General features: G+C 47.5%; 26 protein-coding genes and 1 tRNA gene. 13 read left to right on the top strand and 14 right to left on the bottom strand.

All coding sequences use genetic code 11. The features are described 5' to 3' along the window. The first annotated feature begins 119 nt into the window (after positions 1 to 119). Complete coding sequence (locus ACQY2W_RS05090) at positions 120 to 584, top strand: type IV pilin protein (RefSeq protein ID WP_428050026.1); 465 nt, start codon at positions 120 to 122, stop codon at positions 582 to 584. Between the two features lie 8 nt (positions 585 to 592). On the opposite strand, the gene rimO is transcribed toward ACQY2W_RS05090, so the two are convergent. Continuing rightward, on the bottom strand, positions 593 to 1876 hold the full coding sequence (rimO, locus tag ACQY2W_RS05085) for a 30S ribosomal protein S12 methylthiotransferase RimO (RefSeq protein ID WP_428050024.1): 1284 nt from the start codon (positions 1874 to 1876) through the stop codon (positions 593 to 595). Position 1877: 1 nt separating this feature from the next. After that, positions 1878 to 3251, bottom strand: coding sequence for a TrkH family potassium uptake protein (locus ACQY2W_RS05080; RefSeq protein WP_428050022.1), 1374 nt, complete (start codon positions 3249 to 3251; stop codon positions 1878 to 1880). Between the two features lie 89 nt (positions 3252 to 3340). Between ACQY2W_RS05080 and ACQY2W_RS05075 the strand changes: the two genes are divergently transcribed. Further along, complete coding sequence (locus ACQY2W_RS05075) at positions 3341 to 3691, top strand: hypothetical protein (RefSeq protein ID WP_428050020.1); 351 nt, start codon at positions 3341 to 3343, stop codon at positions 3689 to 3691. Positions 3692 to 3949: 258 nt separating this feature from the next. Here ACQY2W_RS05075 and ACQY2W_RS05070 read toward each other — a convergent pair. Beyond that, positions 3950 to 4024, bottom strand: a tRNA-Asn gene (locus ACQY2W_RS05070). Between the two features lie 360 nt (positions 4025 to 4384). Here ACQY2W_RS05070 and ACQY2W_RS05065 point away from each other — a divergent pair. Then, the gene (locus tag ACQY2W_RS05065) at positions 4385 to 4912 is read left to right on the top strand and encodes a type IV pilin protein (protein WP_428050018.1); all 528 of its coding nucleotides are present in this window, start codon (positions 4385 to 4387) and stop codon (positions 4910 to 4912) included. Between the two features lie 37 nt (positions 4913 to 4949). Here the strand turns inward: ACQY2W_RS05065 and guaA are convergent, their stop codons facing one another. The 3 genes from guaA to ACQY2W_RS05050 all read right to left on the bottom strand — a co-directional run bounded on the left by guaA (position 4950) and on the right by ACQY2W_RS05050 (position 8501). After that, a complete protein-coding gene (gene guaA, locus ACQY2W_RS05060) occupies positions 4950 to 6482 on the bottom strand; it encodes a glutamine-hydrolyzing GMP synthase (RefSeq protein WP_428050016.1) in 1533 nt (510 codons plus the stop codon). A gap of 1 nt (position 6483) precedes the next feature. Then, positions 6484 to 7947 (bottom strand): IMP dehydrogenase, encoded by a 1464-nt coding sequence (guaB, locus tag ACQY2W_RS05055; RefSeq protein WP_428050014.1) that lies wholly within the window; start codon positions 7945 to 7947, stop codon positions 6484 to 6486. A 62-nt stretch (positions 7948 to 8009) separates the two neighbouring features. Then, positions 8010 to 8501, bottom strand: coding sequence for a type IV pilin protein (locus ACQY2W_RS05050; RefSeq protein WP_428050012.1), 492 nt, complete (start codon positions 8499 to 8501; stop codon positions 8010 to 8012). 393 nt (positions 8502 to 8894) lie between these two features. Between ACQY2W_RS05050 and ACQY2W_RS05045 the strand changes: the two genes are divergently transcribed. From ACQY2W_RS05045 to ACQY2W_RS05035, 3 genes are all read left to right on the top strand, one after another. Further along, a complete protein-coding gene (locus ACQY2W_RS05045; RefSeq protein WP_428050010.1) occupies positions 8895 to 9881 on the top strand; it encodes a DnaJ C-terminal domain-containing protein in 987 nt (328 codons plus the stop codon). A gap of 57 nt (positions 9882 to 9938) precedes the next feature. Then, the gene (locus tag ACQY2W_RS05040; protein ID WP_428050008.1) at positions 9939 to 10325 is read left to right on the top strand and encodes an OsmC family protein; all 387 of its coding nucleotides are present in this window, start codon (positions 9939 to 9941) and stop codon (positions 10323 to 10325) included. A 131-nt stretch (positions 10326 to 10456) separates the two neighbouring features. Next, positions 10457 to 11167: a type IV pilin protein gene (locus ACQY2W_RS05035; RefSeq protein ID WP_428050006.1), complete on the top strand. Its 711-nt coding sequence runs from the start codon at positions 10457 to 10459 to the stop codon at positions 11165 to 11167. A 3-nt stretch (positions 11168 to 11170) separates the two neighbouring features. Here ACQY2W_RS05035 and ACQY2W_RS05030 read toward each other — a convergent pair whose 3' ends face one another. Further along, entirely contained in the window at positions 11171 to 12109 is a 939-nt protein-coding gene (locus ACQY2W_RS05030; RefSeq protein ID WP_428050004.1) for a glycoside hydrolase family 3 N-terminal domain-containing protein, read from the bottom strand. A gap of 21 nt (positions 12110 to 12130) precedes the next feature. After that, positions 12131 to 12985, bottom strand: a complete 855-nt coding sequence (locus ACQY2W_RS05025; protein WP_428050002.1) for an alpha/beta hydrolase — start codon at positions 12983 to 12985, stop codon at positions 12131 to 12133. A 133-nt stretch (positions 12986 to 13118) separates the two neighbouring features. On the opposite strand from ACQY2W_RS05025, the gene lpxB reads away from it, so the two are divergent. From lpxB to ACQY2W_RS05000, 5 genes are all read left to right on the top strand, one after another. After that, a complete protein-coding gene (gene lpxB, locus ACQY2W_RS05020; protein ID WP_428050000.1) occupies positions 13119 to 14252 on the top strand; it encodes a lipid-A-disaccharide synthase in 1134 nt (377 codons plus the stop codon). 2 nt (positions 14253 to 14254) lie between these two features. Next, complete coding sequence (locus ACQY2W_RS05015) at positions 14255 to 15709, top strand: RelA/SpoT family protein (protein ID WP_428049998.1); 1455 nt, start codon at positions 14255 to 14257, stop codon at positions 15707 to 15709. Next, positions 15706 to 16026 carry a hypothetical protein gene (locus ACQY2W_RS05010; protein ID WP_428049996.1) on the top strand — a complete coding sequence of 107 codons (321 nt, stop codon included), beginning with the start codon at positions 15706 to 15708 and terminating at the stop codon, positions 16024 to 16026. Before ACQY2W_RS05015 ends, ACQY2W_RS05010 begins: the two co-directional genes overlap by 4 nt. A 92-nt stretch (positions 16027 to 16118) precedes the next feature. Continuing rightward, positions 16119 to 17504: a peptide MFS transporter gene (locus ACQY2W_RS05005; RefSeq protein ID WP_428049994.1), complete on the top strand. Its 1386-nt coding sequence runs from the start codon at positions 16119 to 16121 to the stop codon at positions 17502 to 17504. A gap of 463 nt (positions 17505 to 17967) precedes the next feature. Continuing rightward, the gene (locus ACQY2W_RS05000; RefSeq protein WP_428049992.1) at positions 17968 to 18594 is read left to right on the top strand and encodes a type IV pilin protein; all 627 of its coding nucleotides are present in this window, start codon (positions 17968 to 17970) and stop codon (positions 18592 to 18594) included. Positions 18595 to 18605: 11 nt separating this feature from the next. Here the strand turns inward: ACQY2W_RS05000 and ACQY2W_RS04995 are convergent, their stop codons facing one another. Genes ACQY2W_RS04995 through pheS form a run of 3 tightly spaced genes read right to left on the bottom strand, consistent with a single transcriptional unit; the run spans position 18606 to position 22305 of the window. Then, positions 18606 to 18866, bottom strand: a complete 261-nt coding sequence (locus ACQY2W_RS04995) for a hypothetical protein (RefSeq protein ID WP_428049990.1) — start codon at positions 18864 to 18866, stop codon at positions 18606 to 18608. Positions 18867 to 18868: 2 nt separating this feature from the next. Then, entirely contained in the window at positions 18869 to 21253 is a 2385-nt protein-coding gene (pheT, locus tag ACQY2W_RS04990) for a phenylalanine--tRNA ligase subunit beta (protein WP_428049988.1), read from the bottom strand. An 11-nt stretch (positions 21254 to 21264) separates the two neighbouring features. Then, on the bottom strand, positions 21265 to 22305 hold the full coding sequence (gene pheS / locus ACQY2W_RS04985) for a phenylalanine--tRNA ligase subunit alpha (protein ID WP_428049986.1): 1041 nt from the start codon (positions 22303 to 22305) through the stop codon (positions 21265 to 21267). A 333-nt stretch (positions 22306 to 22638) separates the two neighbouring features. Between pheS and ACQY2W_RS04980 the strand changes: the two genes are divergently transcribed. Then, on the top strand, positions 22639 to 22905 hold the full coding sequence (locus tag ACQY2W_RS04980; protein ID WP_428049984.1) for a hypothetical protein: 267 nt from the start codon (positions 22639 to 22641) through the stop codon (positions 22903 to 22905). Between the two features lie 238 nt (positions 22906 to 23143). Next, a complete protein-coding gene (locus ACQY2W_RS04975; protein WP_428049982.1) occupies positions 23144 to 23788 on the top strand; it encodes a type IV pilin protein in 645 nt (214 codons plus the stop codon). A 22-nt stretch (positions 23789 to 23810) separates the two neighbouring features. Here the strand turns inward: ACQY2W_RS04975 and ACQY2W_RS04970 are convergent, their stop codons facing one another. The 3 genes from ACQY2W_RS04970 to ACQY2W_RS04960 are packed head-to-tail and all read right to left on the bottom strand — an operon-like array spanning position 23811 to position 25967. Then, the gene (locus ACQY2W_RS04970; protein ID WP_428049980.1) at positions 23811 to 24272 is read right to left on the bottom strand and encodes an NUDIX hydrolase; all 462 of its coding nucleotides are present in this window, start codon (positions 24270 to 24272) and stop codon (positions 23811 to 23813) included. Continuing rightward, complete coding sequence (gene gatA, locus ACQY2W_RS04965) at positions 24269 to 25684, bottom strand: Asp-tRNA(Asn)/Glu-tRNA(Gln) amidotransferase subunit GatA (RefSeq protein ID WP_428049978.1); 1416 nt, start codon at positions 25682 to 25684, stop codon at positions 24269 to 24271. Before gatA ends, ACQY2W_RS04970 begins: the two co-directional genes overlap by 4 nt. 1 nt (position 25685) lies before the next feature. Further along, positions 25686 to 25967: an Asp-tRNA(Asn)/Glu-tRNA(Gln) amidotransferase subunit GatC gene (locus tag ACQY2W_RS04960; protein ID WP_428049976.1), complete on the bottom strand. Its 282-nt coding sequence runs from the start codon at positions 25965 to 25967 to the stop codon at positions 25686 to 25688. Positions 25968 to 26232: the final 265 nt, after the last annotated feature.

The raw sequence follows: 26232 nt of genomic DNA, 5'->3' as shown, positions 1-26232 counted from the left end.
ATTTTTCTCTCGCTCGTCATCCCGCAGGGTTTCTATGCGGGATATAGCGAGAGAAAAATAAAAACTTGACATCGTTTTTTTTTTTGCTACATTTTATTTAATGAAACAAAGGAGGTTGTATGAAAAACAAGCAAGCATTTACGCTCATTGAACTCTTGGTCGTTGTACTCATCATCGGTATTTTGGCGGCGGTGGCCGTGCCACAATATCAAAAAGCGGTTGTTAAAGCGCGGTATATTCAACTGATAACGCTAGGTGAGGCATTATATAAAGCACAGACGGTATATTATTTAGCAAACGGGTCGTACGCCACACAACTGGATGAGTTGGCGATAGAACTTTCCGGCAGCGGGCCTAACAAAAATAAATTTAGGTGGGGGAAATGCATACTTGAAGGGGAAGAAATTAAATGTAGTTTGGCCGACTTTGCGCTTAGATATTATATCCGGTTGGTAAAAGGGATCCGCGAGTGCCGCGTATACGGTGGTGCGCAAGAGAAATTAAGCAAATCGGTTTGTGCCGGTCTTACCAAAGATACGGCACATACTGCGGACTTAGGGTATGTATATTATACATTTCAATAGGCCCAAAATTATTTCACCGGCTCCACTTCCCGTTCATATCCTTGGGCGGCTACTACGCGCGCTTTAAAAATAGTACCGGGTTTTACCGGACGCGTAAACGTTACTTTGCCGTCAATATCCGGGGCGTCTTTGTAGGTGCGTCCATAGTCCGGCCCGTCGGCAATGGCTTCCAGCGTGGTGCCGATTAAACGCTTGTTGATTTTATCAATCACGCGGCTTTGTACTTCTTCCAACTCGCGGGCGCGTTCGTGCTTTATCTTGGCGGGAATTTGTTTCATGTCATACGCCGCAGTTCCTTTTTCGCGGAAATATTCAAACACGCCCATGTTGTCAAATTCATACTCGCTGACAAACTTTTTAAGCTCATTAAAATCTTTTTTTGTTTCTTGCGGGAAACCGACAATAAAGTTTGTCCGTAGTGAAATATCCGGCACTTCTTTTTTAAGCATATCTAACGTATGGCGAATTTGCGCGCCGTCACAATGGCGGTTCATGCGTTTTAATACCGGGTCGGCAATGTGCTGCAACGGGATATCTACGTAGTGGAAAATTTTATCTGTGCTTGCCATGAGCCGTGCGATGTCGCGCGTCATGCGGTGCGGATAGGCGTACATAATGCGTAATCTTCCCAACCCGCGAATTTTGAGTAATTTTTCCAATAGCTCTAAAAATTGCACTTTGCCGTATAAATCTATGCCGTACGACGTGGTATCTTGTGCAATGAGCGAAATTTCTTTCACGCCGTGTTGGGTCATCAGCCGCGTTTCGCGCACGATATCTTCCATCGGTTTGGAGCGGTAATTGCCGCGGATAAACGGAATGGTGCAATACGCACAACGGTTGTTGCAACCGTCGGCAATTTTCAAATACGCCGTATGCGGGGCGGTTAAACTCATTTTATATTCCGGCAAATACAAAGACGACGGTAACGGCTCTAATAACGTGCCGCGCGTTTTAAGTGTTTTTTCAATTTCCGCTTGCGCGCCGATAGAGAAAAGCGTGTCAATGCCCGGAAATTCTTTGGCCACTTGTTCTTTAAACCGCTCCACCAAACACCCGGTAACGGCTACTTTTTTGACGATACCTTGCTTTTTAAGTTCCAATGCGTGGCGAATTTCATCTTTCGCCTCTTTAACGGCAGAGGCAATAAATCCGCACGTGTTAATAATAATTTCGTCAGCTTTGTCCGGCGAGAAAACCATTTTATGTCCGCGGGCCAGTAGCCGCGCGGAAAATTCTTCGCTGTTGGTTAAATTTTTAGGACATCCCAAACTGATCAAATAAAATTTCATACTAGATAGCTAAATCTTCCGTCGGTTTTGTTTGGGGGTTTTCGTCTTCATCATCGTCGTGGCTGAGCAGCGCAACGCCAAAAGTTAATACGCCAATACGCCCAATAATCATCGTACCGATAATAATAAGTTTGCCCAGCACGGAAAGAGTAGGTGTGATCCCGGTGGAAAGTCCGCTTGTGCTTAGTGCGGCGGCCGATTCAAATACGATATTTAAAAACGGCAGTTTTTCCGTCCACGTTAGTAGGAAAATACTGGTGAGTAAAAACATCGTATATAATAGGAAAGTAGAGGTAGCCGCATATAAACGCATTAGCGGGATGCGTCGCCCCAGCACTTGCACGCGGGTGCGCAGTTGCAGCCGTGTATACATAATGGCCAGTACGCTGAAAAAAGACGTTAATTTCATGCCGCCCGCCGTGCCGGAAGGGGCCCCGCCGATGCACATCAGCATAATTAAAACCAGTAGCGAGCACGACGACAAGAGCCCGATGTTTACCGTATGATACCCGGCGGTAGTCATAGTAGAAATGGACAGGAAACACGCTTCCCAAATGGTCAGCCCGGGGGAAGTAACAAATAGGAAAAGTGTGCCAATGGCTAGAATAAGAAAAGTAGCCAATACAATCATTTTGGTAGTAAGCGAGATAGACGTTGTTTTGCGGCGGATAAAATTAAACACGTCGGTTACGACGATAAAACCCATAGACCCGCACAACATCAAACACGAGATAACGATGTTAATGGTTTTGCTGTCCACAAAATTTTCCAGTCCGTTGGGCCACAACGCATATCCGGCGGTACAGAAAGCCGACACGCTGTGAAAAATACTATACCACGCCGCATTCAAGACCGTGTAATCATGGTGGCGGAAATAGTTGAACAAAAATACCGCGCCCAAACTTTCGGCCACAATCGTAAATACAATCGCCGAGCGCAAAAACGAGGTGATATCTAATGTTTTGGGAAGTGAAACTTCGGCCGATAGCGATTCTTGTTGGTGGTGGCGCAAGCGGTGTCGTTGCGAAAATGACAGGTAGACAAACGACGAAAACGTCATGTAACCAAGTCCGCCGATTTGAATTAAAATCAGCACCATCAGTTTTCCTAAAAACGAATAAGAATCGGCAAAATTGACGGTTTGTAACCCGGCGGTGGATACTGCCGCCGCGGCTGTGAATAAATTATCCAAAAAAGGTACGCGCGTGCTGGTCATAAACGGCAACGACAAAATGATCGCCCCGATAAACGTATACGTCAGCACCGTTTGCGCGATGTTTTGGTGCGGTGTTAAATGTAGCAAAAACACCGAGTATTTATGCAACGATAATTTAAAAAAGGCACGCGTCTTTTCTGAAAATTCACCTAATCTCATAACTACTTATATTATATAAAAAGTGCAATAAAAGTTTTTGGCCGGGTGTTTTAGTCAAAGAAGTAACAAGCAACAAAGGAGGTGTTTGTATGAACAAGATGAGCTTAATAATAGGGGCTTGCCTGATGTTAGGCGGTTGTATGGCCACGGTAGATGCGTCGGAGCCGATGCGCGTTGCGTATGTTTCCCCGCGTGTTCACCGGGTGCGGCCCCCGATGCATCAGTACCGGCCCGCTCCGCCAAGACCGATCATTCGTCACTATGCTCTGGCCCGCCCGCCTGTTCGTCCGGTACATGTGAAACCCGGGCCGGCTGTTCATCACCCGGTAAATTGGCACCCCGGACACGGCCCGGCTAAGCCAGCGCGTCCGGCTATTGCGCCCGCAAGACACGATCCGGCTAGACCCGCGCGTCCGGCTCCGGCTAAACAAAAACGCTGACGCGGGCAAAGCAGTTTGCCCGCTCTCGGACTAGCCATTAAAAAACCCTCAGCACTTGCTGAGTAGGACTCGGCCACAAGTCGGCTCGTTGACCCTCGCCGCTCGCGGCCCCGGCTCGCGGTACTCGCCTTGCGGCGCGTTGGGCGCGCACGCAAACTCGTACAACGCTGCGCCTTTCTCGTCCTAACGCGGGCAAAGCAGTTTGCCCGCTCTCGGGATAAATTTAAAACCCCCTAGCAAATGCTAGGGGGTTTTAAATGGCTCCCCGAGTAGGACTCGAACCTACAACCTACCGGTTAACAGCCGGTCGCTCCACCATTGAGCTATCGGGGAATAAATCGTCTTAACTACATAACTATTATAGTAAATCATTTTTAGTTTGTAAATCTTTTGTTGATTGTTTTTCTTACTTTTGTCAGGCAATTGGCCCGTGCGGCGAGCACCCTGACCTATAATCACTGTTGTTGTTAAAAGCCGACTTGTCCCGCTTATGAAGGGCCGCACAAAACGGAAGAGACGTTTTTCATGTTTGAGCATAGCGAGTTTGAAAAACGTCCCGTTTTGTATGGCCCGTAATGGGACTTGGAGGCCAATTCTTTTTGGTTACTTTTTCTGTTGGCAGAAAAAGTACAAGGGGGCTTGACATCGTTTTTTTTTTTGCTACATTTTATTTAATGAAACAAAGGAGGTTGTATGAAAAACAAGCAAGCATTTACGCTTATTGAATTATTGGTTGTTGTTCTTATCATCGGTATTTTGGCGGCGGTGGCGTTGCCGCAATATAAGTTAGCTGTGGTCAAAAGCCGTTTGGCTACGGTGCGTCCGTTACTGGCTTCAGTTAAACAAGCCGAGGAGGCGCATTACATGGCGAACGGAACATATACCAATGACTGGGAAATGTTAGATGTGGATTTATCTGCCTGTACAACAGTTACGTATAGTAACGGGTCCGCGAACGATGTCAGGAAGTGTGATAATTATTTCTTGATGGATCCTCTAAACGGGCCGGTAACCGATTCCAATTCGTATAATTTGGTTGTCTCGCATTGTCCTGATCTGCTGAGAACAAATTTGGAAGGAAATGGCATATATGGCAATTGCCAAACTCAGGGAGATTTTGAGTACAAAGTTTGGCTGACTCATTCCCCGTATCCCGATAAAATAGAGTGCGTGGGACGTACAAGTTTGGGGAACAAAGTTTGCGGCTCTTTGAATTTATAAAAAATCCCCGCGTTTCATACGCGGGGATTTTTCAAACCTATTCCCATTCAATGGTGGCGGGGGGTTTACTGGTAACGTCGTAAATCACGCGGTTGACGCCGTCCACCTCGTTCGTGATGCGGGAAGAAATTTTTTCCAACACCTCATACGGAATGCGTGCCCAATCGCACGTCATCGCATCGGTACTGGTTACCGCACGGATACCAACGGTGTGGAAATACGTCCGTTCGTCACCCATGACGCCCACACTGCGGATGTTGGGCAAGAACGTAAAGTATTGCCAGATTTTTTCGTCCAAACCCGCGTTTGCAATTTCTTCGCGCAAAATCGCATCCGACTCGCGGATGATATGCAGTTTTTCTTCGGTAATTTCGCCCAAACACCGCACCGCCAAGCCCGGCCCGGGGAACGGCTGACGCCACACAAGTTTGTGCGGAATGTCTAAACTCTCTCCGAGTGCACGCACTTCGTCCTTAAACAGTAAGCGCAAGGGCTCTAAGAGTTTGAACTTTAAATCTTTGGGTAACCCGCCTACGTTGTGGTGGCTTTTAATGACGGCCGAGGCCCCGCTGCCGCTTTCAATCACATCGGGGTAAATCGTACCTTGCAACAGATAGTCCATGTGGCCGAGTTTTTTGGCTTCTTCGTCAAACACGGCAATAAACTCTGCGCCGATAATTTTGCGTTTTTGTTCGGGATCGGTAACGCCTTTTAGTTTATTTAAAAACCGCTCTTGCGCGTTGACGCGAATTAAATTCATTTGGTACGTGTCTTTAAATAATTTTTCTACTTGGTCGCCCTCGTCTTTGCGAAGTAGTCCGTGATCCACAAATACGCAAGTGAGTTGATTGGCGATTGCTTTGTGTACAAGCACCGCCGCCACGGACGAGTCCACCCCGCCCGACAGCGCACACAACACGCGCCCGTTTCCGACGGTTTTTTTAATGCGGGCGATTTCTTCTTCTTTAAAATTGCCCATGGTCCACGTGCCTGTTAAGCCGCAGATATTGTAGAGGAAATTGTGTAACAACTTTTGCCCAAACGGCGTGTGCACCACCTCGGGGTGGAACTGCACACCGTAGATTTTTTTAGCCGCATTTTCCATAGCCGCCGCGGGGCACATTTTCGTATGCGCGCAAACGGTAAACCCGGCGGGTACTTGCGCCACATAATCGCGGTGGCTCATCCAACACGTATTTTTTTCGTCAATGCCCTCAAAGAGTGCGCTAGTTTTATCAAGCGTTATTTCTACCTTTCCGTACTCTTTGTGCGTCGGGCTTTCTACTTTGCCGCCCAGTACATGTGCGGTTAGTTGCATGCCGTAGCAAATGCCTAAAATGGGGATGTTGAGTTCAAAAAGTTCTTTTTGCACGCCGGGTGCGCCGTCTGCATATACGCTGGCCGGTCCGCCTGTGAAAATAATGCCTTGTGGGTTGCGTTTTTTGGCTTCTTCTAAAATTTTGCCAAACGGTACGACCTCGCAATAGATATGTTGGTCGCGCACGCGGCGGGCGATGAGTTGGTTGTACTGTCCGCCGAAGTCAGCTACTAAGACAAGTTCGTTATTCATATTAAAGTCCTTTGCTTGAATAGTTGCTTTCTTCTTTGGTAATAGTGATGTCGTGCGGGTGGCTTTCAATGAGTCCCGCGTTTGTAATGCGTACAAATTTGCTCTTTTGGGCCAGTTCCGTTATGGTGCGTGCGCCGCAATAACCCATAGCGGCGCGAAGTCCGCCCAAAAGCTGATAAACGACGTCGCCCAGATCGCCGCGATACGGCACGCGGCCTTCTACGCCTTCGGGCACGAGTTTTTTGGAATTTTGTTGGAAGTAGCGGTCGCTACTGCCGGCTTTCATGGCCGAGGACGAGCCCATGCCGCGGTACGTTTTAAATTTGCGGCCGTTAAAAAGGATATCTTCGCCCGGTGCTTCGGTCGTTCCGGCAAACAAAGAGCCGAGCATACACACGCTGGCTCCGGCGGCGAGTGCTTTGGCAATATCGCCGGAGAATTTAATGCCGCCGTCGGCAATAATCGGCACATTGTATTTAGCGGCTACTTGCGCGCAATCGTACACGGCGGTCAGTTGCGGCACGCCGATACCGGCTACAATGCGCGTTGTGCAAATAGCACCCGGCCCAATGCCGACTTTTACACAATCGGCCCCGGCTTTAATTAAATCTTCGGTTGCTTCGGCGGTAGCCACGTTGCCGGCGATGAGCTGGCAAGACGGGAACGTCTTTTTAAGTGTTTTGACGGCTTCCATAACGCCTTGGCTGTGTCCGTGGGCGGTGTCTAACACAAGGATATCCGCTTGCGCGTTTAAAAGTGCTTCGGCGCGGGTGAGCATATCTTTGGTAATGCCGATAGCGGCACCCACCAAAAGGCGGCCTTTATCGTCGCAAGCGCGATTGGGATATTTAATGGCTTTTTCAATGTCTTTAATGGTAATGAGTCCGCAGAGTTTGCCGTCCTTGTCGGTAAGCGGAAGTTTTTCAATGCGGTGTTTTTGTAAAATTTGCCGGGCCTCATCTAGCGAAGTCCCTTTGCGTGCGGTAACGAGGTTGTCTTTGGTCATTAACTCGCTAATTTTGCGTGAGCCGTCGGTTTCAAAGCGCATATCGCGGTTGGTAATAATGCCGACGAGCTTTTGGTTTTCATCCACGATCGGTACACCGGAAATGTGGTATTTGGCGGTAATGTCCCACGCGCTTTGCAGCGTATCTTGCGGATGCAAGAAAAACGGACTAGCAATTACGCCGTTGTCGCTACGCTTGACGTTGTCCACTTCGGCGGCTTGGTCGGCGATAGGCATATTTTTGTGGATAATGCCGATGCCGCCCTCGCGTGCAATAGCAATAGCGGTACGCGCTTCGGTTACGGTATCCATACCCGCACTCATTAGCGGGATATTGAGTTTGATTTTTTGGGTTAGGCGGGTGTTAAGTTCCACGTCTTTGGGCAACACGCTGGAGTGTTGCGGAACTAAGAGTACGTCGTCAAAGGTCAAACCTTCTTTGGCAAATTTGTTTTCCATATTTTATTATAGCATTTTGTACAGGTGCTATAAAACCGCCCCGCATACGCGGGGCGGAAAAATTAAGGATAAGAATAACCGTGCGTGGAGCCGAGTTCATCCGGGGCGTTACGTCCCGTTTCACTTTGGCAAATTTTAGACCCTAATCCCGTCTTAACATAATCATAACAATACGCTTTGGCGGGATTTCTGACGCTAAAATTGAAATTGCGTTGATAACCTATAAACATGCCGTTTTTTAGTAACAAACACTCCACGTAGGAGGTGCTGGTCGCCGAAAGACTTCTGCGACAGTACCCCCACGAGAATTGACAAGAAGAGTTGGTACATCCCGGTAGTTCCACGCCAAGGGCGTCAAAATCGGTTGTATATTCCCCGTTGGCAAGGTAATATGCTTCTTCGGCGTCGGCTAAAGCATTAACCATTGCTTTCATGGTGGCGTAGCGGCTTTTCCACACCGCTTTTTGGTATTGCGGCAAGGCCACCGCGGCGAGTATGCCGATGATGAGAACTACGACTAATAATTCTATTAACGTAAATGCTTGTTTGTTCATGTTGTTTTCTCCTTAATAATGCTGTCATCCCGGACTTGATCCGGGATCTCACCGCTTTTTAAATCAGAAACAAGGTGAGATGCTGAAACAAGTTCAGCATGACGTCTTAGTTTGATTTAATTTTTTTTCGTCCCTTTATTATCGTTTTTTTTTTTGATTTGTCAACCCCCTTGCCGGGGGCAGGCATTTTGGGAGTTAACTTTCACTTAATTGGAGCCACACTGTTTTTGCACTGTTGCTTTGCAACGCAACAAGCCCTTCGCCGGGCCGGGCATGAGGCCTTGGACCTCTTGGGGCGTTTGATGTTATCTTTTGCAAAGGGGTCTTCGTGTTAATTTGCAAGAAGAATTTGGTGCATTAAAATTATATAATGGTATCAAACAGGGGGGAATTATGGCAGATTATAAAGATTACTACAAAATTCTGGGCGTGGGCAAAAACGCGTCTGACGCGGAAATTAAAAAAGCGTTTAAAACACAAGCGCGCAAATGTCACCCGGATATGCACCCGGAGAGCGAAAAGGCAACGTGGACGGAAAAATTTAAAGATTTAAACGAGGCATACACCGTTTTATCCGACAAACAAAAACGGACAATTTACGATCAAGTAGGGCAAGAGGGTTACCAAAATTATTCCCGCGGCGGCGGTAGTGCGCGTGCGCGCGGCGGCAATTCTTACGGCGGTAACCCGTATCAAAATTACCAACAATATACATATAACGGCGGGCAAGGTTTCGGCGGCTTTCAAAACGGCGGCGCGCAATTTTCCGGCGGATTTGACGGCGGCGATTTTAGTGATTTTTTCCAAAGTATTTTTGGCGGCATGGGTGGCTTTTCCGGCGGCGGTTTTGGACAAAACTTTGGCCGCTCGGCGGCGTCCGGTCAAGCGGCGGGTGACGTAGAAGCCGAACTTGCGCTAAATTTGGAAGACGCCCACCGCGGCGGTAATATGCAACTGACATTGCCTAACGGACGTACGGTAACGGTAAAACTTCCCGCGGGCGTTAGTGAAGGTAAAAAAATTAAACTCAAAGGCATGGGTAACCCAACCCGCAACGGTACAGGTGATTTATATTTAATTGTTAAAATTCGTCCGCACGCGATGTACCGCTTGGAAGGCGAAGATTTATATATCCCGGTAACCGTCATGCCGTGGACGGCGGCACTGGGCGGTACGATTTTTGTGCCTACGTTAGACGGCCCTATCAAAGTAAAAGTACCCGCCGGCACGCACAGCGGTAAAAAATTAAAATTAAGCGGCAAAGGACTTAGCAGTAAAGGTAGCTTGTATGTCACGCTGACGATTGACGTGCCGCGCACGCTCACGCGCGAGCAAAAAGATCTTTTTACCCGCCTGGCCCAAACGGACTCATCTAACTAAAAAAACGGGCGGCTTGTTGGCCGTCAAGTTGGTAAGATAAAACACAGGAGGAATTTTATGAGCGAAATTAAACTAAAACTAGAAGCTGATTTAAACACCGTGGGCACGTTGGAGAGTAAGCAAGCTGTTGTCAAAACGGCGTTTAACGATCCTCGCCACGATATGAACCCGGGCGAATTGTTAGCCAACGCGCTGGGTGCTTGTATGCTGACGATGATTGGGTTTTTGGCGGTGCGCCGCGGCGAACGGGTGGAAGGCACGGAACTGACCGTTGTGCCCGGGTTTGATGAAAAACATACACGCATTACGTCGTTTGCGTTGACGTTTATGTTTCCGGAAAATTTAACTCAAGCGCAAAAAGATTTTTATGCCAAAGCGGCGGAAGGTTGTCCGGTACACAACAGTTTGCGTGAGGATATTTCGTATAAAGCGATTGTGAAATAAACTTATCTTTTTGTTGCACTACCTCCCCGGACAAAACGTCCGGGGAGGTTTTTCGTTGTGAAAAAAAGCTTGACTTTGTTTTTTTTTTTTGATACCATTTAGAAAAACATAAAGTATGTGGAGGGATATGTATGGAAAATAAAAGTAGTTTGTTGGGTTGTTTAAATCAAATTAAGATGTCATTCCCGAAATTTGTTGTCGGGAATCTTCCTCTTTCTAAGTTGTTATTGAAAGAGGAAAAACAACGCTTTTTTAATGGGAAGGTGGAAGATCCCCGACAGAAACACTCGGGGATGACACCTAGTTTAATGGGCTTTACGCTCATTGAATTACTTGTCGTTGTTCTCATTATCGGTATTTTGGCGGCGGTGGCTCTGCCGCAATATCAAAAAGCGGTGGAAAAATCTAAAGCCACGCAAGCAATTACCTTATTAAAAAGCGTGTATCAAGCGGCCGAGGCCTACCAGCTCGCCAACGGAAATTGGCCGGACAGTTTTGATGAACTGAGTGTAGATATCCCGTGGACGGGAACGGTAGCGGCTATTAATGGGTATCCTGCCTTGTCTAACGAGGAATGGTCTTTGCAGCTTTATCGTACCAATAACGAAACGTATATCGGTTTAGTTATTACCCGGTTGTCCGGTAAATATACCGGTGGGCAATTTCAAATTTGGAAGAAACATGAGTCTACTACTATTTCGCGAGATACGCTTTTGTGCGGAGAAAATAAATCGGGTACATACGCTATGGCAGATAATGTTTCTTACTGCACGAAACTTTTTCAAGGTACTACTAAATTAGCGGATGGTAGCGGCGGCCGCGTTTACACGTTTATGCAATAATTTCTAAAACGCTTTTTTGGCTTGCGCAAAAACCGTTTTAATGTCGCCCGGCTCCGGGCCGGAAGAAACTTTGCTGATAAACATCTCTAAATTAGACACGGCTTGCGAAATATGATCGGTCAGTAAACCGCGGTTGACTTCGCGCGTGATCGCGTCAATCACGCCGCGCGCGTTACTTGGCGCTAAGATAATTTCCACACCCGCATGCAACATTTTAACCGCGCTTGCTTCTTCGTAGCGCAGTTTGGTGCGGCTTAACGGAAAACTGACAATACACCCTTTATAATTAAGCCGTTTTCGCAAAAGTCCTTTAATCACTTTGTCGGATAACATCGCTTGTGTGTTGTCGTCCAAATTCGGAAATAACATGTCGGAAGGCATTACGGCATCGGCGCGCCTGAATAGATTTTTATACGGTACAAATTCCGCATCTTCCAGTTGCGAGAGTGTTTTAAGTGCCCCGCTGATACCGGGGAAATATTTAATACAACTCAGTACCCCGGCGTTGGAAATTCCCGCAATCATGTCGCCTGCCAAACGGGTAACGCTCATCGGGTCGTCGGCCAAAGAGGGCGACGTGTACCCCAAATCTACCGACGGAGCCAGTACCCAATCTATCCCCACCGCGCGGGCCAGTTGCCCCAACAAATTGCCCTTGCGGTAGGGGGCGTCGTTAACGTCTAATTGGGCTAATTTATGATTGGGCGGTAACGCGGGTGCGTCCGTAATAATTTCGGATAAATCCTCTTTGATATCGGCGCAAAAAAGTAAACGGCCGTAAGGGGAAACATCGTTTAGGCGGCGGATCAGTTCTGTGGTTTGCTTAGCGGTGCCGCCGTACACGCAAAACCCACCCACGCCTTGACGGGCGAGCTCTTGGGCTTGTTGGATATCACTCTTTCCGAACCAAAAGGCCGGAAATACGATGCGCGACGGTTTCATGGTCGCTCTCCTTGCTTGTTACTAAAGCACAGAAGGTACTAATGACTCCTCTGTACCGGATGGCTCTACCGCAAGCCCTTCGGTTTGCTCGTGCGTGTCTGCTTGGACGGTGGTATCGGCATCGGGCATTACGTCGGGGCGCTTAGGCGTTTGGAGCCATTGAATCACAGCGGGAATTAAATACTGGTCCAACATTTCATGCGAGGTTTTATCGTACGCGGTCAAAAAGGTAACTTTTCCGTTTTCCGTACCCGTAGTTAAATACGCTACATTGCGAATCACACTCGCTTCCAAAAACATTTTTTTATCGGCCGCACCGGCCGCAATCAGCACATTTCCTTTATACAGCCGCATAGCGGGAATCGTCAGCACGTCGCGCACGTTGGACGTGGGGCTGATCAAAGCGAGTAAAGCCGTGTCCGGCCAGAACGTCATGCTCTTGGCGGCTACGCTGGCTCCGAGTCCCGCTCCCAATACGGCCAGGTTGGCATCTTTAACGCCTTTTTTATGCAGAAAATCAATGGCGCTGTCAACATCGCGCGTCATTTTGTTAAAGGGGTTGTCTACGCCTTCGCGCGCAAACGTGGACGCTTTGCCACCGCCGATACTGGCCCCGTGTCCGCGTAAATCTACGGCTAAATAACCAATACCGTTTTGCGCTAGCGCATTTTCCAATGCGGCAAAATTTTTTTTGCTTTTGTTTAAATCGTGTAGCAAAATGACCGTGCGTTTGCTCTCTTGCGCGGGCAAATACGTGGCTGAAAGGGCCCACCCGTCTTTGGTGGAAAGCGTTACCGGGGTGCCTTTGGTTTCATCGGCCCATATGGGCAAGGCGAGCAAAAAATAAAAAAAAGATAAAACAGAGATCCGTTTCATGCGTTCAGTCCTTGGGTTAATCTATGTAAACATTATACTAATAAAAACCGGTTTGTCCAATTTTTTACGTACGCGAAGAATTTTTTACGTTCTTCCCGGCAGAATTAAGTATAATAAAAAAAAGGGAAACCGTATGGCTAAAAATATACTTATTGTAGCGGGGGATGTATCGGGCGATATTCACGCCGCCGGGCTGATCCGCGCGCTCAAAGCACAAGATCCCGAGGTATGTATTACAGCTGTGGGCGGCAAAAACATGCAACCGCTGTGCGACCGCTTTTTGCTTGATTTGGCCAGCCAAGGCGCTACCGGGTTTGTAGAGCCGCTTAAAAAATTGCCGCTGTGGTTTAGTTTACTGCACCAATTAGAAAATTATATGGACACCGCACACCCGGCGGCGGTAATTGTAGTAGATTTTTACGGGTTTAATCATCACGTGCTTAAAGCGGCGGCTAAACGTCATATCCCGGCCTACTATTATGTAACACCGCAAGTGTGGGCTAGCCGCCAATACCGCGCAAAAAAATTAGCCAACCTCACGCGCAAGATGTTTGTAATTTATCCGTTTGAGCCCACGTTCCACCAAAAATTTGGCGGTAACGCGGTGTTTTTGGGTAACCCGCTTTTAGATTTTATGCCTGCTCCCGCACAAAAAAAATACGATATAGCTGATCCGGCCTCTTACCCGTGGAAACTGGGCATTTTGCCCGGCAGCCGTCCTAGTGAAATCAAACGCTTGGCTCCCGTTTTTTATCAGGCCTTTAAACAGGTGGTGGCTGAGTTCCCGCATACGCACGCGTATCTGTTTTTATTGCCGGACGGCGACGAAAAAGCCGTGGCGGGAATCATTGGCGAGCCGTTACACCCGCAATTTCATTTCGTCAAAGATGTACACTTTGAAAAGCGAAAAGAAATGGACTTTTTGCTTGCCTGCTCCGGCACAGCCACGCTTGAAAATGCGCTTTTAGGCGTGCCGATGGTGGTGGCGTATAAACTGTTTTGGCCGACGGCCCTTATTGCCCGTTTAGTTATTAAAGTGCGGTTTATTTCACTTGTCAATATTTTAGCCGGCAAGGAAATTGTAAAAGAGTTGTTGCAACACCACGCTACCCCGCAAACATTAGCGGACGAAACAATAGCGATGTTCAAAGAGCCCCAACGCTTAGCCCAAATGCACGCGCAACTGTTGGAATTGCGCGCGCAGTTAGGTCAGCCGGGAGTGGCTGATAGGGCCGCTAAAGAAATTTTGGACGATTTGAAAAAATAACTATGGACCAAGCACCTGACTTGCAGACCTTGCTGCACAAATTCAAGGAGTATAACCCCAATCAAGATACGTCTTTGATTGAAAAGGCGTATCACTTTGCCGAAAAAGCCCACGCCAGCCAAAAGCGCGAAACGGGCGAGCCGTATTTTATCCATTGTCAATTTGTGGCCAGTATCTTAATGGACTTTAACTTAGACGCCGATACCATCTGCGCCGGGCTCTTGCACGATACGGTAGAAGATACATCTATTACCTTGGAAGATTTGCGTAAAGAATTTAATCCGCAAATTGCCCACATGGTGCAAGGGGTTACCAAAATCAGCGATTTGCAATTTTCTTCTACCGATGAAGAAACCGTGGAAAACTGGCGTAAAATGTTGGTGGCGGTGGCCGAAGATGTGCGCGTTATTTTAATTAAACTGGCCGACCGTACCCACAATATGCGTACGTTAGATGCCTTGCCGCCCGAACGCCAGAAATTAAAAGCGTACGAAACGATTTCTTTATACGCGCCGCTTGCACAGCGGCTGGGAATGTTTACCATCAAAACCGATTTGGAAGATTTATCGTTTAAATACTTGCATCCGGCCGAATATACACAGTTGAAAAAAGAGGTAGAAGCCCGCACGGCAGACCGTCAGGCCGCGCTAGAGCATTTTAAAGCACACTTGGAGCCGGCCCTCAAAAACGCGCAGTTAGATTCGCGCATTTTGGCACGTGCCAAAAATTATTATTCCATTTACCGCAAAATGCAAAGCCAACATTTATCGTTTGCGGAAATTCAAGATTCGCTCGGCGTGCGTATCATTACCAAAACGGTGCAAGATTGTTACCGCGCCTTAGGCGTGGTGCACAGCGTATTTAAACCGATTGCCGGCACGTTTACCGATTATATCGCCACGCCCAAAGCCAATATGTACCAAAGCATCCACACCACGGTCGTTTCGCCGGACGGAGATATTATTGAATTACAAATCCGTACCGAAGAAATGCACCGCACGTGCGAGTACGGTATCGCCGCGCATTGGCGGTATAAAACGGGGAACACCAAACAAGACAAAAACTTTGACGAAAAAATTAACTGGATCCGCCGTTGGATAGAGTGGCAACAAGATTTAACCGCCCCGCGCGAATTTTTGGAAGGATTTAAAACCGACGTCAACTTGCAACAGGTGTTTGTGTTTACACCGCGTGCCGACGTTAAATCGCTCCCGGTCGGTTCAACGCCTATTGATTTTGCGTATGCGATTCATACCGATATCGGCAACCGTTACGTGGGGGCCAAGGTCAATAACCGCATGGTACGCATGGACTACGAATTTAAAACCGGCGACGTGTGCGAAATTATCACCCGCAAAAACGGTGAACCCAAACAAGATTGGCTGACGTTTGCCAAAACAGCCGCCGCGCGCAGCCACATCAAACGGTTTTTACGTAGTAAAGGAATACAGTTATGACGGATCTAAAACCTTTTACGTGCAAACATTGTTACGTGTCCGTATCGCCGGAAGATAACTATTGCCGCAGTTGCGGACGCAGTTTAAAGCCGGGCCACGGGTTTTTATATTCCCATACGGGTATTATTTTGCTGGCGCTGGTGCTCGGGCCGTTTGCGTTGCCGTGTGTGTGGATGTCTAAGCGCATAGGCACGACAGCCAAAGTGATTTACTCGGCGATACTGGGTATTATCGGATACTATTTTGTACTTGTTTGTTACCGCATTTTTCAACTCATGCAAGAAACTACCCAACTGCTGTTGGGTGGCGGCCTGTAAAATTTTTCCCACGACCTCCTCGTATATTTAGTAAAATAGAAGATAGTTGTTTTTATGCACTTTTGAAACAAGTAAGGAGAAGAAAAGTAAAAATGACAGACAATGAAGTAAAACACAACGTTACCAAAGCAGGACACCCCAAGGGCTTATATATGCTTTTTGCGGTGGAAATGTGGGAACGTTTCAACTACTACGGCATGCGGGCTCTTCTGTCGCTCTTCATGATTAGTACCGTAATTGGGTTTAGCAAAGCTACATCCAGCAGAGTATATGGGATATTTACGGCCCTAGTGTATTTGACGCCTGTGTTGGGCGGATACCTGGCGGATCGTTATATCGGCAAACGCCACTCCATTACGATTGGGGCTATTTTGATGGCGGCAGGGCAATTTACCTTAGCTTCGTACGAAATTATCAACCCGATTGTGGCGCTTGCTACCGGGCTCACGTTAATCATTATCGGAAACGGATTCTTCAAACCGAACATTTCTACGATTGTGGGCGAACTCTATGAGCCCAACGATGTCCGCCGCGACGGCGGTTTTACCATTTTCTACATGGGTATTAACATCGGTGCGTTCTTTGCGCCGTTTATCTGCGGTTTCTTTGGCGAACCGACCGACTTAAATAACGTCTTAGAAGCTTATAAATGGAAATACGGCTTTATGGCAGCCGGATTCGGGATGCTCATTGGGTTAGTGTGGTATTTAGTTTCCCAAAATAAATATTTGGGCCATATCGGTTTGTTGCCCGCTACCAAGGCGGATAAGATCCAAGATCCGGCCGAAGTGGCTAAAGCCAAAGCCGCCGAACAACCGCTTACGCAAGAAGATTGGGATAAAATCAAAGCGATTTTTACCTTCACGTTCTTTGCGGTGTTCTTCTTTACGTTCTTTGAACAAGCCGGTACTTCGCTTAACTTCTTTGCCGCCGAAGCTACCAACTTAACGCCGACGTTGCCGCTGATCGGGCAAATTACGCTTAAAGCGTCTTATTTCCAAGCGATCAACCCGATTTTCGTGGTCTTGTTAGCTCCGGTGTTTGCTAAGTTGTGGATCAAATTGGGCAGTAAAGACCCGTCTATCCCCACGAAATTTGGCTGGGGTTTGTTCTTGCAAGGTATCGCGTTTGCGATTATCGCGGTAGCCGCGTCCTTGTATCAAGCCAGCGGCCCCGTCAGCGCGTTGTGGCTGATCTTCATGTATATGTTCTGCACGATGGGCGAGCTGTGCCTCTCCCCGGTGGGACTTTCCATGGTTACCAAACTCGCGCCTGTTAAATTTATGTCCTTATTTATGGGTATATGGTTAATGGGTTCGTTCTTCGGTAACATTTTGGCCGGTATGCTGGCGAGCCAATATGAATCGTGGAGCTTGACTACGCTGTTCTCCGTGCCTGCGATTGGGTCCATGGCGTTTGGCGTAATTATGTGGGTGATGACCCGCAAGATTATGCGCTGGATGCACGGCGTACACTAATTAAATAACAACTGTTCGTAACATCTATCAAACGCACAAAAGGCAGACTAAAAGAAGTCTGCCTTTTGTGTCTTAAGAAGGATAAACAATTTTCCAAAATCTGCCAATTTGCGCGTCCCTTGGACTTGACGTAGCTATCGCTACGCCTATACGCCCAACTAGCCCGCGCAACTTGGAGCGATTTTGAAAAATCATATAATCTTCTACCATGTTAGTCTGTTCCTTGAGCGTAACAGAATAACCTACAACCCACCCGATGAAACTTTGCGGAAAAAGCGAACTGCGGTCCTAGGCCGCTCTGCCTGCCCCCGGCAAGGGGGTTGTTGCATTGCAAAGCGACAATGCAAAAAGAGTGTGGCTCCAATTAAGTAGAAGATGACTCCCCATTTGCCTGCCCCCGGCAAGGGGGTTGACATCGTTTTTTTTTTTTGCTACATTTTATTTAATGATAAAAGGAGGTTGTATGAAAAAAGAAAATTGTTTTACGGATCGTTTAAAAGAAAATAAAAGAGTCGTTATAAAAAATAAATGTCATTCCAAACTTGATTTGGAATCTCACTGCTTTTTAAAACGACAACAAGGTGAGATCCTGAATCAAGTTCAGGATGACGTCTTTTTTTATAACAATGGCTTCACACTCATTGAACTATTAGTTGTTGTGTTAATTATCGGTATACTTGCGGCGGTGGCGTTGCCGCAGTATCAGTTGGCGGTAGCCAAAAGCAGGTTTACACAAATGAAAATCATTGCCGAAAGTTTAAAACAGGCGCAAGAACGGTATTATTTGGCTAATGGTCAATACGCCGCGGACTTGGACGAGTTGGACATAGACCTTCCGGCGGGAACGCGGCGTGAAAATGATAACACTATCCAATGGTTTAACGGGGGATATTGTAATATAGAACCTTCTTTGGTGGGGTGTTACTTATCCAAAAATGATTTGGCTTACCACAGCCATTATAGCGGAGTGCGGCGTTGTGTTGTGCAGTATCCTACCAATCATTTGACGGAACAAAAAGTTTGCCAGAGTGAAACGGGTAAAACAACCTATTACACGGGCGGAAACGGCGTTTATTTTTGGACGTATTAAAAGGCGGACGTTTACACAATTTTATTTTCTTCTTCTTGGGCGCGGGCAATTTCTTTGTCCAGTTTGGCAGATACACGGCGCAAGACGGTTTGCGCGTTCTTTTTCCACTCTTTAAGTGCGCGCAGTTCCGTTTCCACCGCTTTTAATTTTTCTACGCCCTCTTCCAACGTGCGCACGCGCTGTTTTAAGGCGGCATTTTGCGCTTGCGCGTCTTTTTGGCGCGCAAGCAGTTGGGAAACAAGCAGTTCTAATTCTTTTAACTTTTCTTGCATAATTAGCGCAGTTCCGCACCGACCGCCGCCTTTAGTTGTTCCACAATGCGGTTAAAGGCGTCGTCGGTTTCTTTATCTTTGAGCGTGCGTTCTTTGTTGGAAAACGCCAAGGAAAACGTCACACTCTTTTTACCGGCGGGCAAGTGTTCGCCCTCGTACTTATCAATCAGATGATACGATAAATCAACGTCTAAAGGTGTTTTGTCTAACGCGGAAACGATTTGCGCGTATGTGACGGCTTTATCCACCACCACGGACAAATCGCGCAAAGACGGCGGGAACACGGCCACATCTTTAGCGGGTTTAAAATCTTGTGCCGAAAACCCTTTTTCAATTTGTTTGGTGGCAAATTCAAACGCCCACACGTCGGCTGTTTTTATACCGAACGCTTTTAACGTAAGCGGATGGAGTTTGCCAAATTGCCCGATTGTTTTGCCGCCCAAAATAATATCCATACAAATTTTGGGATGCATATAACAAGGCACGTTTTTAGACGGCACAAAACTCACGCCGTCTACGTGTGAAAACACGGCTTGCATAATGCCTTTTAAGAGGTAAAAGTCAACCGGTTTTTCCGGCGCGGCGAAAAATTTTTCTTGCTCTAACGAGCCGCACAGCACACCGGCTACGCCGTAATTTTCCACCGGGAAACCTTTGATATTTTGAAAAGTTTTTGTCGTTTCAAATAACGCCAAATTGCGGTTGCCAAAGCGCAAATTGCTCTCTACGTTTTTGAGTAGCGCGGGGAGTAGCACGGGGCGTAAATAGTCCCACCCTTGTGCCAAAGCATTTTTGATTTTAATGCAAAATTGCGGGTTTTGGTCAAACGCTTTTAATTCTTTCTCGCCCACGAAATCAATGTTTTTGCACTCGCAAAAACCCAGCCCGATTAGTTTTTGCGCAAATCGGCGGCCCAGTTCAATGCCTTTGGGCGCATCCACAAACGACACGAACGCGCGCGAAGCAGACACCGGAATTTGGTCGTATCCTGCAAAGCGGGCGGCCTCTTCGGCCAAGTCCCACTTGTGGTTTAAATCACGCCGGTGGGTGGGGGCGGTAAAAGTCCATTTGTCGCCGTCTGTGTGAAATTCCAAAGCAAGGCGCGAAAAAATTTCTTTTAATCTTTCTTCGGAAATTTGCGTGCCTAAAATGCGGTTAATTTCCGCGGGGGTAAATTCTACCGCCGGGTTTTTATACGGCGTGGGGTAAACGTCGTTAATTTCGCTCGCCGTTCCGCCGCAAATTTGCACAAACAGTTCGCTGGCGCGGCGCATAGCAAGCAGTGCTCCGTTGACGTCCGTGCCGCGTTCAAAGCGTTGGGACGAATCGGACGACACGCCAAATTTTTTAACTGTTTTGTTAATGGTGGGCGCGTCAAAGTGCGCGGCTTCCACAAAGATATCCGTCGTATCGTCTTGGATACCGCTGTTTAGCCCGCCCATAATGCCGGCCAGCGCGGTGGCCTTTTTGGCATCTGCAATTAACAAACAATTTTCATTTAAGGTCAGTTCGCGTCCGTCTAAAATCGTAAATTTTTCGCCCTCTTGCGCGTTGCGCACAATCACTTTGCCGCCTTCCACCAAGCGCAAATCAAACGCGTGCATGGGGTGGCCGAGTTCAAACATTACGTAGTTGGTAATATCAACAAGCGCGTTTTTCGGGTTTAAGCCCATGGCGGACAAACGCATTTTAAGCCACTCGGGCGATTCTACGTTTTTTACTCCGCGGATCACGCGCCCGATATAGCGCGTGCACGCTTGCGGGTTTTGAATTTCAATGTCTAACGCTTTGCCTTGCCCGGCGATATCGTTAATTTCCGGCAGTTTGACGGGTTTATTTAACAAAGCCCCCAACTCGCGCGCTACACCCAAGTGCGAGAGCAAATCGGGGCGGTTAGAGGTAATTTCCAACTCAAAAAGCGTATCGGCTTTGCCGTACAAAGAAGAAACGTCCGTGCCGAGCGGCAAGTTTTCATCTAACACCATAATGCCGCGGGCGCGGGTGTTGGTTAAGCCCAGTTCATCCGACGAGCAAATCATCCCTTCGGACGCTACGCCGCGGATCACGGCCGGCTTTAATACGTTTTTACCAAGCCGCGCACCGACGCGCGCGAGCGGCACTTTCTGCCCGACGGCTACGTTGGGTGCACCGCACACGACGCGTTGCGTTTTTCCGCTGCCGAGGTCCAAGGTGACTAAGTGCAAATGGTCGGAGTCCGGGTGATTTTCAATTTGCGTAATTTGCGCGACGTTTACGCCTTCAAAATCGGCTCCCGTCGTTTCCATAGATGCTACTTCAATGCCCAGGTCGGTTAATTTTTGCGCCAATTCGGCAGGCGTCAAATCTAAGTCAATAAAATCTTTTAGCCAAGAGTATAAAATTTTCATTTGAACTCTCCTTAAAATTGTTTGAGTACGCGCAAGTCGTTCTCGTAAAACGTGCGGATATCTTTGATGTTAAGCATCATCATCGCTAATCTTTCTACGCCCATACCAAAGGCGTAACCGCTAAATTCTTCCGGGTCAATGCCGCAGTTTTTTAAGACGTTGGGGTGCACTACGCCCGCGCCCAACATTTCTATCCAGCCGCTGCCTTTGCATACGTTGCAACCCTTGCCTTGGCAGAACACACATTTGACGTCCACTTCCACACTCGGCTCCGTAAACGGGAAGAACGACGGACGGAAACGGATTTCGGCCTTGTTGCCAAAAAGCCCTTTCATAAACGCGGTGAGGTCGCTTTTTAAGTCGGCCATGCTGACGTTTTTATCTACATACAACCCCTCAATTTGGTGGAACACGGGGCTGTGAGTAGCGTCCAAACTGTCGTTTCTGAACACGCGGCCCGGGGCCATAATGCGAAGCGGCGGTTTATGTTTTTCCATATACCGGCTTTGCACGTTAGAGGTATGCGTGCGTAGTACAAGCGGCATTTTGCTATCTACAAAAAACGTATCTTGCGCGTCGCGTGCCGGGTGGTGCAGGGGGATATTTAACAAATCAAAATTGTGTTTTTCGTCTTCCACCCACGGACCTTCGGCCCATTCAAAACCAAGTTGTGCCAAAATACTCGTCATGCGGTCTTGCGCGACGGACAACGGGTGGCGGTGTCCTTGCGCGACGGGATAACCGGGGAGTGTTAAATCAAGGTCTACTTTGTTGAGTTCTTCGTTGATTTCTTTGGCGGCGAGGGTGTCTGTTTTCTCGTCCAACGCGGCGGTCAGTTCGGCTTTTAAAGCGTTGCCGAGCGGCCCGGCTGTTTTTTTGTCTTCAATAGAAAAATCTTTCAGATTTTTAAGTAGTTCGGTCAGCGCGCCTTTGCGCCCCAACGCGGCTACGCGCAGTTCTTCCACCGCGGATAAATCGGCGGCGGCGGAAATTTTGGTTTTATATTCTTGTGCGATATTTTCGCAAGCGGTTTTGAATTCGGAAATAGTCATACTATTATTATAGTATTTTTCGCCCGCGCGCGCGTACAGCACAGCGTGCAGTGTTTTTGGTATAATACCCGTAACATCGGACGTATATGTTTGTTCGGTGGAACAATTTGCAAATTTTGAGTTTCGGTGTAAATTACCGAAAGGATCTAAATTAAAAACGATTTCCCCAATCTCAAAATAACGCGTGAGGTATAAGTATAAAATGGGTCGCTCCCGTTTTTACTTATACCCAGCGTCTGTTGCTTTTGTAATAGACCACGGTCGTTATTTTTTGGGTTTCGTTGGGGAGATCCGACTTAACGGCCGTTTTTTATGGCGGCCAAGGAGATGTCTATGGAGTTTATTGACGACCCCGTTATTTCTTATTTGGCCGTAGGCCGCGACCCGCAAGAAGCCCGCCGGAAAATCAGAAAAGCCATCGCTGATTTACAAGAACTGGACAAACAAGCCGACTTGTTGGAAAACTCGCTTATTAAGTTTTTAAATGAGGACGCGTGTGCTCATTTTTCGCAGTCTATGCACAAGCCGGTAGCTCGTCTACGTCATCTTTTTTCCTGTTACATAAAAGAATATCAAAAGTTTCTTACCGAATATAAATAAGATTTTTTGTTGTTTATCCGCCCCTTTAGCACCGTTTACAAAAAGCGCCAAATCGGAAAAGAAAATTTACATGTTTGAGCGTAGCGAGTTTGTAAATTTTCCCGATTTGTCTGCTTTTTGTGGTGCCCAGGGGCGGCATTCTTTTGCGAGCTTTTCTGATGTCAGAAAAGCGAAAAAAGCTTGACATCGTTTTTTTTTTTTTTACATTTTATTTAATGATAAAAAGGAGGAGTTTTTTATGGAAAAGGAAAGATGTTTAAAAAGTAGTTTAAAAGGGAATAACGCCGCCCCGTTATATTCCGCACAGAAACATTGCGGAATGACGAACGGGGCGGAAGGCGGCGTCCCCGCGCCCCGTCATTCTGGAAGGTTGCTGTCCAGAATATGGGCGCGGCGGAGCGCATTCACACTCATAGAACTTTTAATCGTCGTTCTTATCATCGGCATATTGGCGGCGGTAGCCGTGCCGCAATATCAAGTAACGGTAGAAAAAGCCCGAATGACCGATTCTCTTGTTTTATTACAAAAACTCAAAGATGCTCAAGAACGATATTATTTGGCAAATAACAAATACGCCACGGATTTGGAAGAACTGGATATTACTATGCCAGGCATCCTAAGTCCCAACAATATATCTTTACCAAACGGATTAGTATTAAAATTATCCCATACAGATAACTATGCTTATATAGAAAACAAAAAACGTACTAACGCGCTCATCATGTACTATACCTATTCGCCTAACCACGGGCAACGACGTTGTTCTGCCAAACAAGGAAACAGTGTGGCCAACCAGGTATGTAAAAGTTTAGGAGGAATTTGGCTCTTAAATGCAACAGAGTGCAGTATTGGAGACTGCTCCGTTTACAAACTATCTGATTAACTTTAAGCAAATAATATGACTTTTATTCTTCCGCCGCACTATCCGTTTCCGGCGCTTGCGCGGGACGGGGAGTAATATGCATAGATTCCATGAGCATATCTAATAAGCGGATATCGCTGGGGTATTGCACAAGCTCGTGCGCTTTGAGGAGCGACACCCAACGTATGCCGATAATTTCCGACGCATCGTGCTTGCCGATACGGCCCAATTTTTTCATCAAATACCATTGGACCATTTTTTTGATGTAGTTGCCTTGAAACGTAAACGCGTATTTCACGCGGATCATCGGATAAATGATCGCGGCTTTATAACCGGTTTCTTCCAATACTTCGCGCAAGGCGGCTTGGCGGGGCGTTTCACCCGCTTCAATGTGGCCTTTGGGGAACGTCCAAATTTTTTTGCCCTTCATATTTTTGACTTGGATGATGAGCACTTTTTTCCCGTCTAAGACCACGCCGCCGCACGAAAATTCGGAAACGATCATAAACTTTGCTCCAACGCGTGAGCCGCATTTAAGATTTTTTCTTCCTGCAAAATCGGGCCGTAAAATTGCACGCCTACGGGCAACCCTTTTTTGTCTAGCCCAAACGGCACGCTGATACCGGCTAACCCGCCGATATTGCCGGGGCAGGTGTACAGGTCAGCTAAGTATAACGCGAGCGGATTGTCGCTATGTTGGCCGATACGGAAAGCCGTTTTGGGCGAGGTGGGCGTTAATAAAACGTCCACTTTTTCAAATACTTTTTTGAAATCTTGGCGGATGAGCTCACGCACTTTCATCGCTTTTAAAAAGCATTGTTCGTAACGCTCGGAAGTAAGTGCGTACGTGCCGATCATTAAGCGTTTTTTGACTTCTATACCAAACTGTGCGCGCGATTCTTCGTAATACGATTTTAAGTCCGGCGCGTTTTGGGCCGAATATCCGTAGCGGATTCCGTCAAAGCGGCCCAAGTTGGAGCTCGCTTCTGCGCTGGTAATAATGTAGTAGCACGCCGCGGAATATTTGGCGTACGGTACGTCCACCTCAATTACTTCTGCGCCCAGTTTTTTGACGTGTTCGGCCGCTAGTACAATGCGCGCTTTGATGTCTTCGTACAAACCGTCTAAAAATCCTTTGGGCAGACCGATTTTTACGCCTGTTAAATCTTTCGTAAATTGTTGCGTGTACGCCGGAACGGGTGCATCTAGCGACGTGGAATCGTGTTCGTCTTGGCCCGATAACACCTCTAAGCCAATTGCCGCATCTTCTACGTTAGCGGCCAACACACCCACTTGGTCTGCGCTAGAGGCAAACGCAATTACGCCGTAGCGCGAAATGCGCCCGTACCCCGGTTTCACACCGACAATTCCGCAAAAACTCGCCGGTTGGCGTACCGAGCCGCCCGTATCTGTACCGAGTGCCAAAGGCACCATGCCCGCCGCCACCGCGGCCGCACTTCCGCCGGAACTGCCGCCGGGTACACGCTCAATATCTACCGGGTTTTTCACAAGCCCCCAAGCAGATGTTTGGTTGGTACTGCCCATGGCAAATTCGTCCATGTTCGTGCGCCCGATAATCACGGCGTCTGCGGCAATCAACTTTTCTACGACGGTAGAAGTATAGGGAGCCACGTAGTTTGCGAGCATTTTAGAAGCACACGTGGCTTTATGACCGCGATATAAAATGTTATCTTTAATTGCCACCGGCACGCCGGCTAATTTGCCTAATTTTTCGCCGCGCGCTTTTTTAGCATCAACGGCTTTGGCTTGGGAAATTGCTTCTTGTTCAAACACTTCCAAAAACGCATTTAAAGTCGGGTTTTTCTCGGCGATAACGGCAAGTGCTTCGCGGGTGATTTGTTCGGCCGTTTTTTGGCCGGAAGAAATAGCTTGAATAATTTGCGAAATCGTCATCATATTAAAGCACCTTTTTTACTTTGGCACAATCGTTTTCTTGGGCGGCAAAATCATTGCGCAGTTCTTGCGCGAGCGCGTCGTTTTGCGCGGGTACGTCCGGGCGGACAAAAGCCGCCAAGTCGGCCTCCGCCAATTTGACACCGTCTGTATTAACGGCGGATAATTCTTGCACCCAGTTAAATAATGCTTTTAGTTGCGCTTCGTATAAAGCGGTTTCTTCGGGATTGATTTGCATATTGGCCAGTTTGCTGGCTAGTTCTACGTCTTTTTTGGTAATTTCCATAAAAATTGCTCCTTAAAACCTATTTTATAAAAGAAAGGAATAGTAACACAAGACAGCCCCCCTTGCCGGGGGCAGGCGCGAGGCCTAAAACCTCTGTATGAATTTGTGTGGATGTTTTTGAATATGGAATTTCATAGACGGTGCTGTGAAAATGTAGGTCAGGCTCTGCCTGACGGGGTTTGACGATTTTGTTGTCAGGCTTACACCTGACCTATAATTCTCTTTCGTTGCAGCTCTTATAGGTTGGGTGTTAACCCAACATAAA

The organism is Candidatus Avelusimicrobium caledoniensis (assembly GCF_902756455.1).
Taxonomy (GTDB): domain Bacteria; phylum Elusimicrobiota; class Elusimicrobia; order Elusimicrobiales; family Elusimicrobiaceae; genus Avelusimicrobium; species Avelusimicrobium caledoniense.
The sequence above is the reverse complement of the archived record's forward strand: the minus strand, read 5'-3'. Positions and strand labels throughout refer to the sequence as shown.

Excerpts from the sequence above, each read along its gene's own strand:
- ACQY2W_RS05045 (WP_428050010.1), top strand. The coding sequence starts at position 8,895 with ATGGCAGATTATAAAGATTACTACAAAATTCTGGGCGTGGGCAAAAAC.
- ACQY2W_RS05000 (WP_428049992.1), top strand. The coding sequence starts at position 17,968 with ATGAAAAAAGAAAATTGTTTTACGGATCGTTTAAAAGAAAATAAAAGA.
- gatA (WP_428049978.1), bottom strand. The coding sequence starts at position 25,684 with ATGATGACGATTTCGCAAATTATTCAAGCTATTTCTTCCGGCCAAAAA.
- ACQY2W_RS05065 (WP_428050018.1), top strand. The coding sequence starts at position 4,385 with ATGAAAAACAAGCAAGCATTTACGCTTATTGAATTATTGGTTGTTGTT.
- pheT (WP_428049988.1), bottom strand. The coding sequence starts at position 21,253 with ATGAAAATTTTATACTCTTGGCTAAAAGATTTTATTGACTTAGATTTG.
- pheS (WP_428049986.1), bottom strand. The coding sequence starts at position 22,305 with ATGACTATTTCCGAATTCAAAACCGCTTGCGAAAATATCGCACAAGAA.
- ACQY2W_RS05090 (WP_428050026.1), top strand. The coding sequence starts at position 120 with ATGAAAAACAAGCAAGCATTTACGCTCATTGAACTCTTGGTCGTTGTA.
- ACQY2W_RS05080 (WP_428050022.1), bottom strand. The coding sequence starts at position 3,251 with ATGAGATTAGGTGAATTTTCAGAAAAGACGCGTGCCTTTTTTAAATTA.
- ACQY2W_RS05015 (WP_428049998.1), top strand. The coding sequence starts at position 14,255 with ATGGACCAAGCACCTGACTTGCAGACCTTGCTGCACAAATTCAAGGAG.
- ACQY2W_RS05030 (WP_428050004.1), bottom strand. The coding sequence starts at position 12,109 with ATGAAACCGTCGCGCATCGTATTTCCGGCCTTTTGGTTCGGAAAGAGT.
- lpxB (WP_428050000.1), top strand. The coding sequence starts at position 13,119 with ATGGCTAAAAATATACTTATTGTAGCGGGGGATGTATCGGGCGATATT.
- ACQY2W_RS05075 (WP_428050020.1), top strand. The coding sequence starts at position 3,341 with ATGAACAAGATGAGCTTAATAATAGGGGCTTGCCTGATGTTAGGCGGT.
- rimO (WP_428050024.1), bottom strand. The coding sequence starts at position 1,876 with ATGAAATTTTATTTGATCAGTTTGGGATGTCCTAAAAATTTAACCAAC.
- ACQY2W_RS05040 (WP_428050008.1), top strand. The coding sequence starts at position 9,939 with ATGAGCGAAATTAAACTAAAACTAGAAGCTGATTTAAACACCGTGGGC.
- ACQY2W_RS05025 (WP_428050002.1), bottom strand. The coding sequence starts at position 12,985 with ATGAAACGGATCTCTGTTTTATCTTTTTTTTATTTTTTGCTCGCCTTG.
- ACQY2W_RS05035 (WP_428050006.1), top strand. The coding sequence starts at position 10,457 with ATGGAAAATAAAAGTAGTTTGTTGGGTTGTTTAAATCAAATTAAGATG.
- guaA (WP_428050016.1), bottom strand. The coding sequence starts at position 6,482 with ATGAATAACGAACTTGTCTTAGTAGCTGACTTCGGCGGACAGTACAAC.
- ACQY2W_RS04995 (WP_428049990.1), bottom strand. The coding sequence starts at position 18,866 with ATGCAAGAAAAGTTAAAAGAATTAGAACTGCTTGTTTCCCAACTGCTT.
- ACQY2W_RS04980 (WP_428049984.1), top strand. The coding sequence starts at position 22,639 with ATGGAGTTTATTGACGACCCCGTTATTTCTTATTTGGCCGTAGGCCGC.
- ACQY2W_RS04975 (WP_428049982.1), top strand. The coding sequence starts at position 23,144 with ATGGAAAAGGAAAGATGTTTAAAAAGTAGTTTAAAAGGGAATAACGCC.
- ACQY2W_RS05005 (WP_428049994.1), top strand. The coding sequence starts at position 16,119 with ATGACAGACAATGAAGTAAAACACAACGTTACCAAAGCAGGACACCCC.
- guaB (WP_428050014.1), bottom strand. The coding sequence starts at position 7,947 with ATGGAAAACAAATTTGCCAAAGAAGGTTTGACCTTTGACGACGTACTC.
- ACQY2W_RS04970 (WP_428049980.1), bottom strand. The coding sequence starts at position 24,272 with ATGATCGTTTCCGAATTTTCGTGCGGCGGCGTGGTCTTAGACGGGAAA.
- ACQY2W_RS05010 (WP_428049996.1), top strand. The coding sequence starts at position 15,706 with ATGACGGATCTAAAACCTTTTACGTGCAAACATTGTTACGTGTCCGTA.
- ACQY2W_RS04960 (WP_428049976.1), bottom strand. The coding sequence starts at position 25,967 with ATGGAAATTACCAAAAAAGACGTAGAACTAGCCAGCAAACTGGCCAAT.
- ACQY2W_RS05050 (WP_428050012.1), bottom strand. The coding sequence starts at position 8,501 with ATGAACAAACAAGCATTTACGTTAATAGAATTATTAGTCGTAGTTCTC.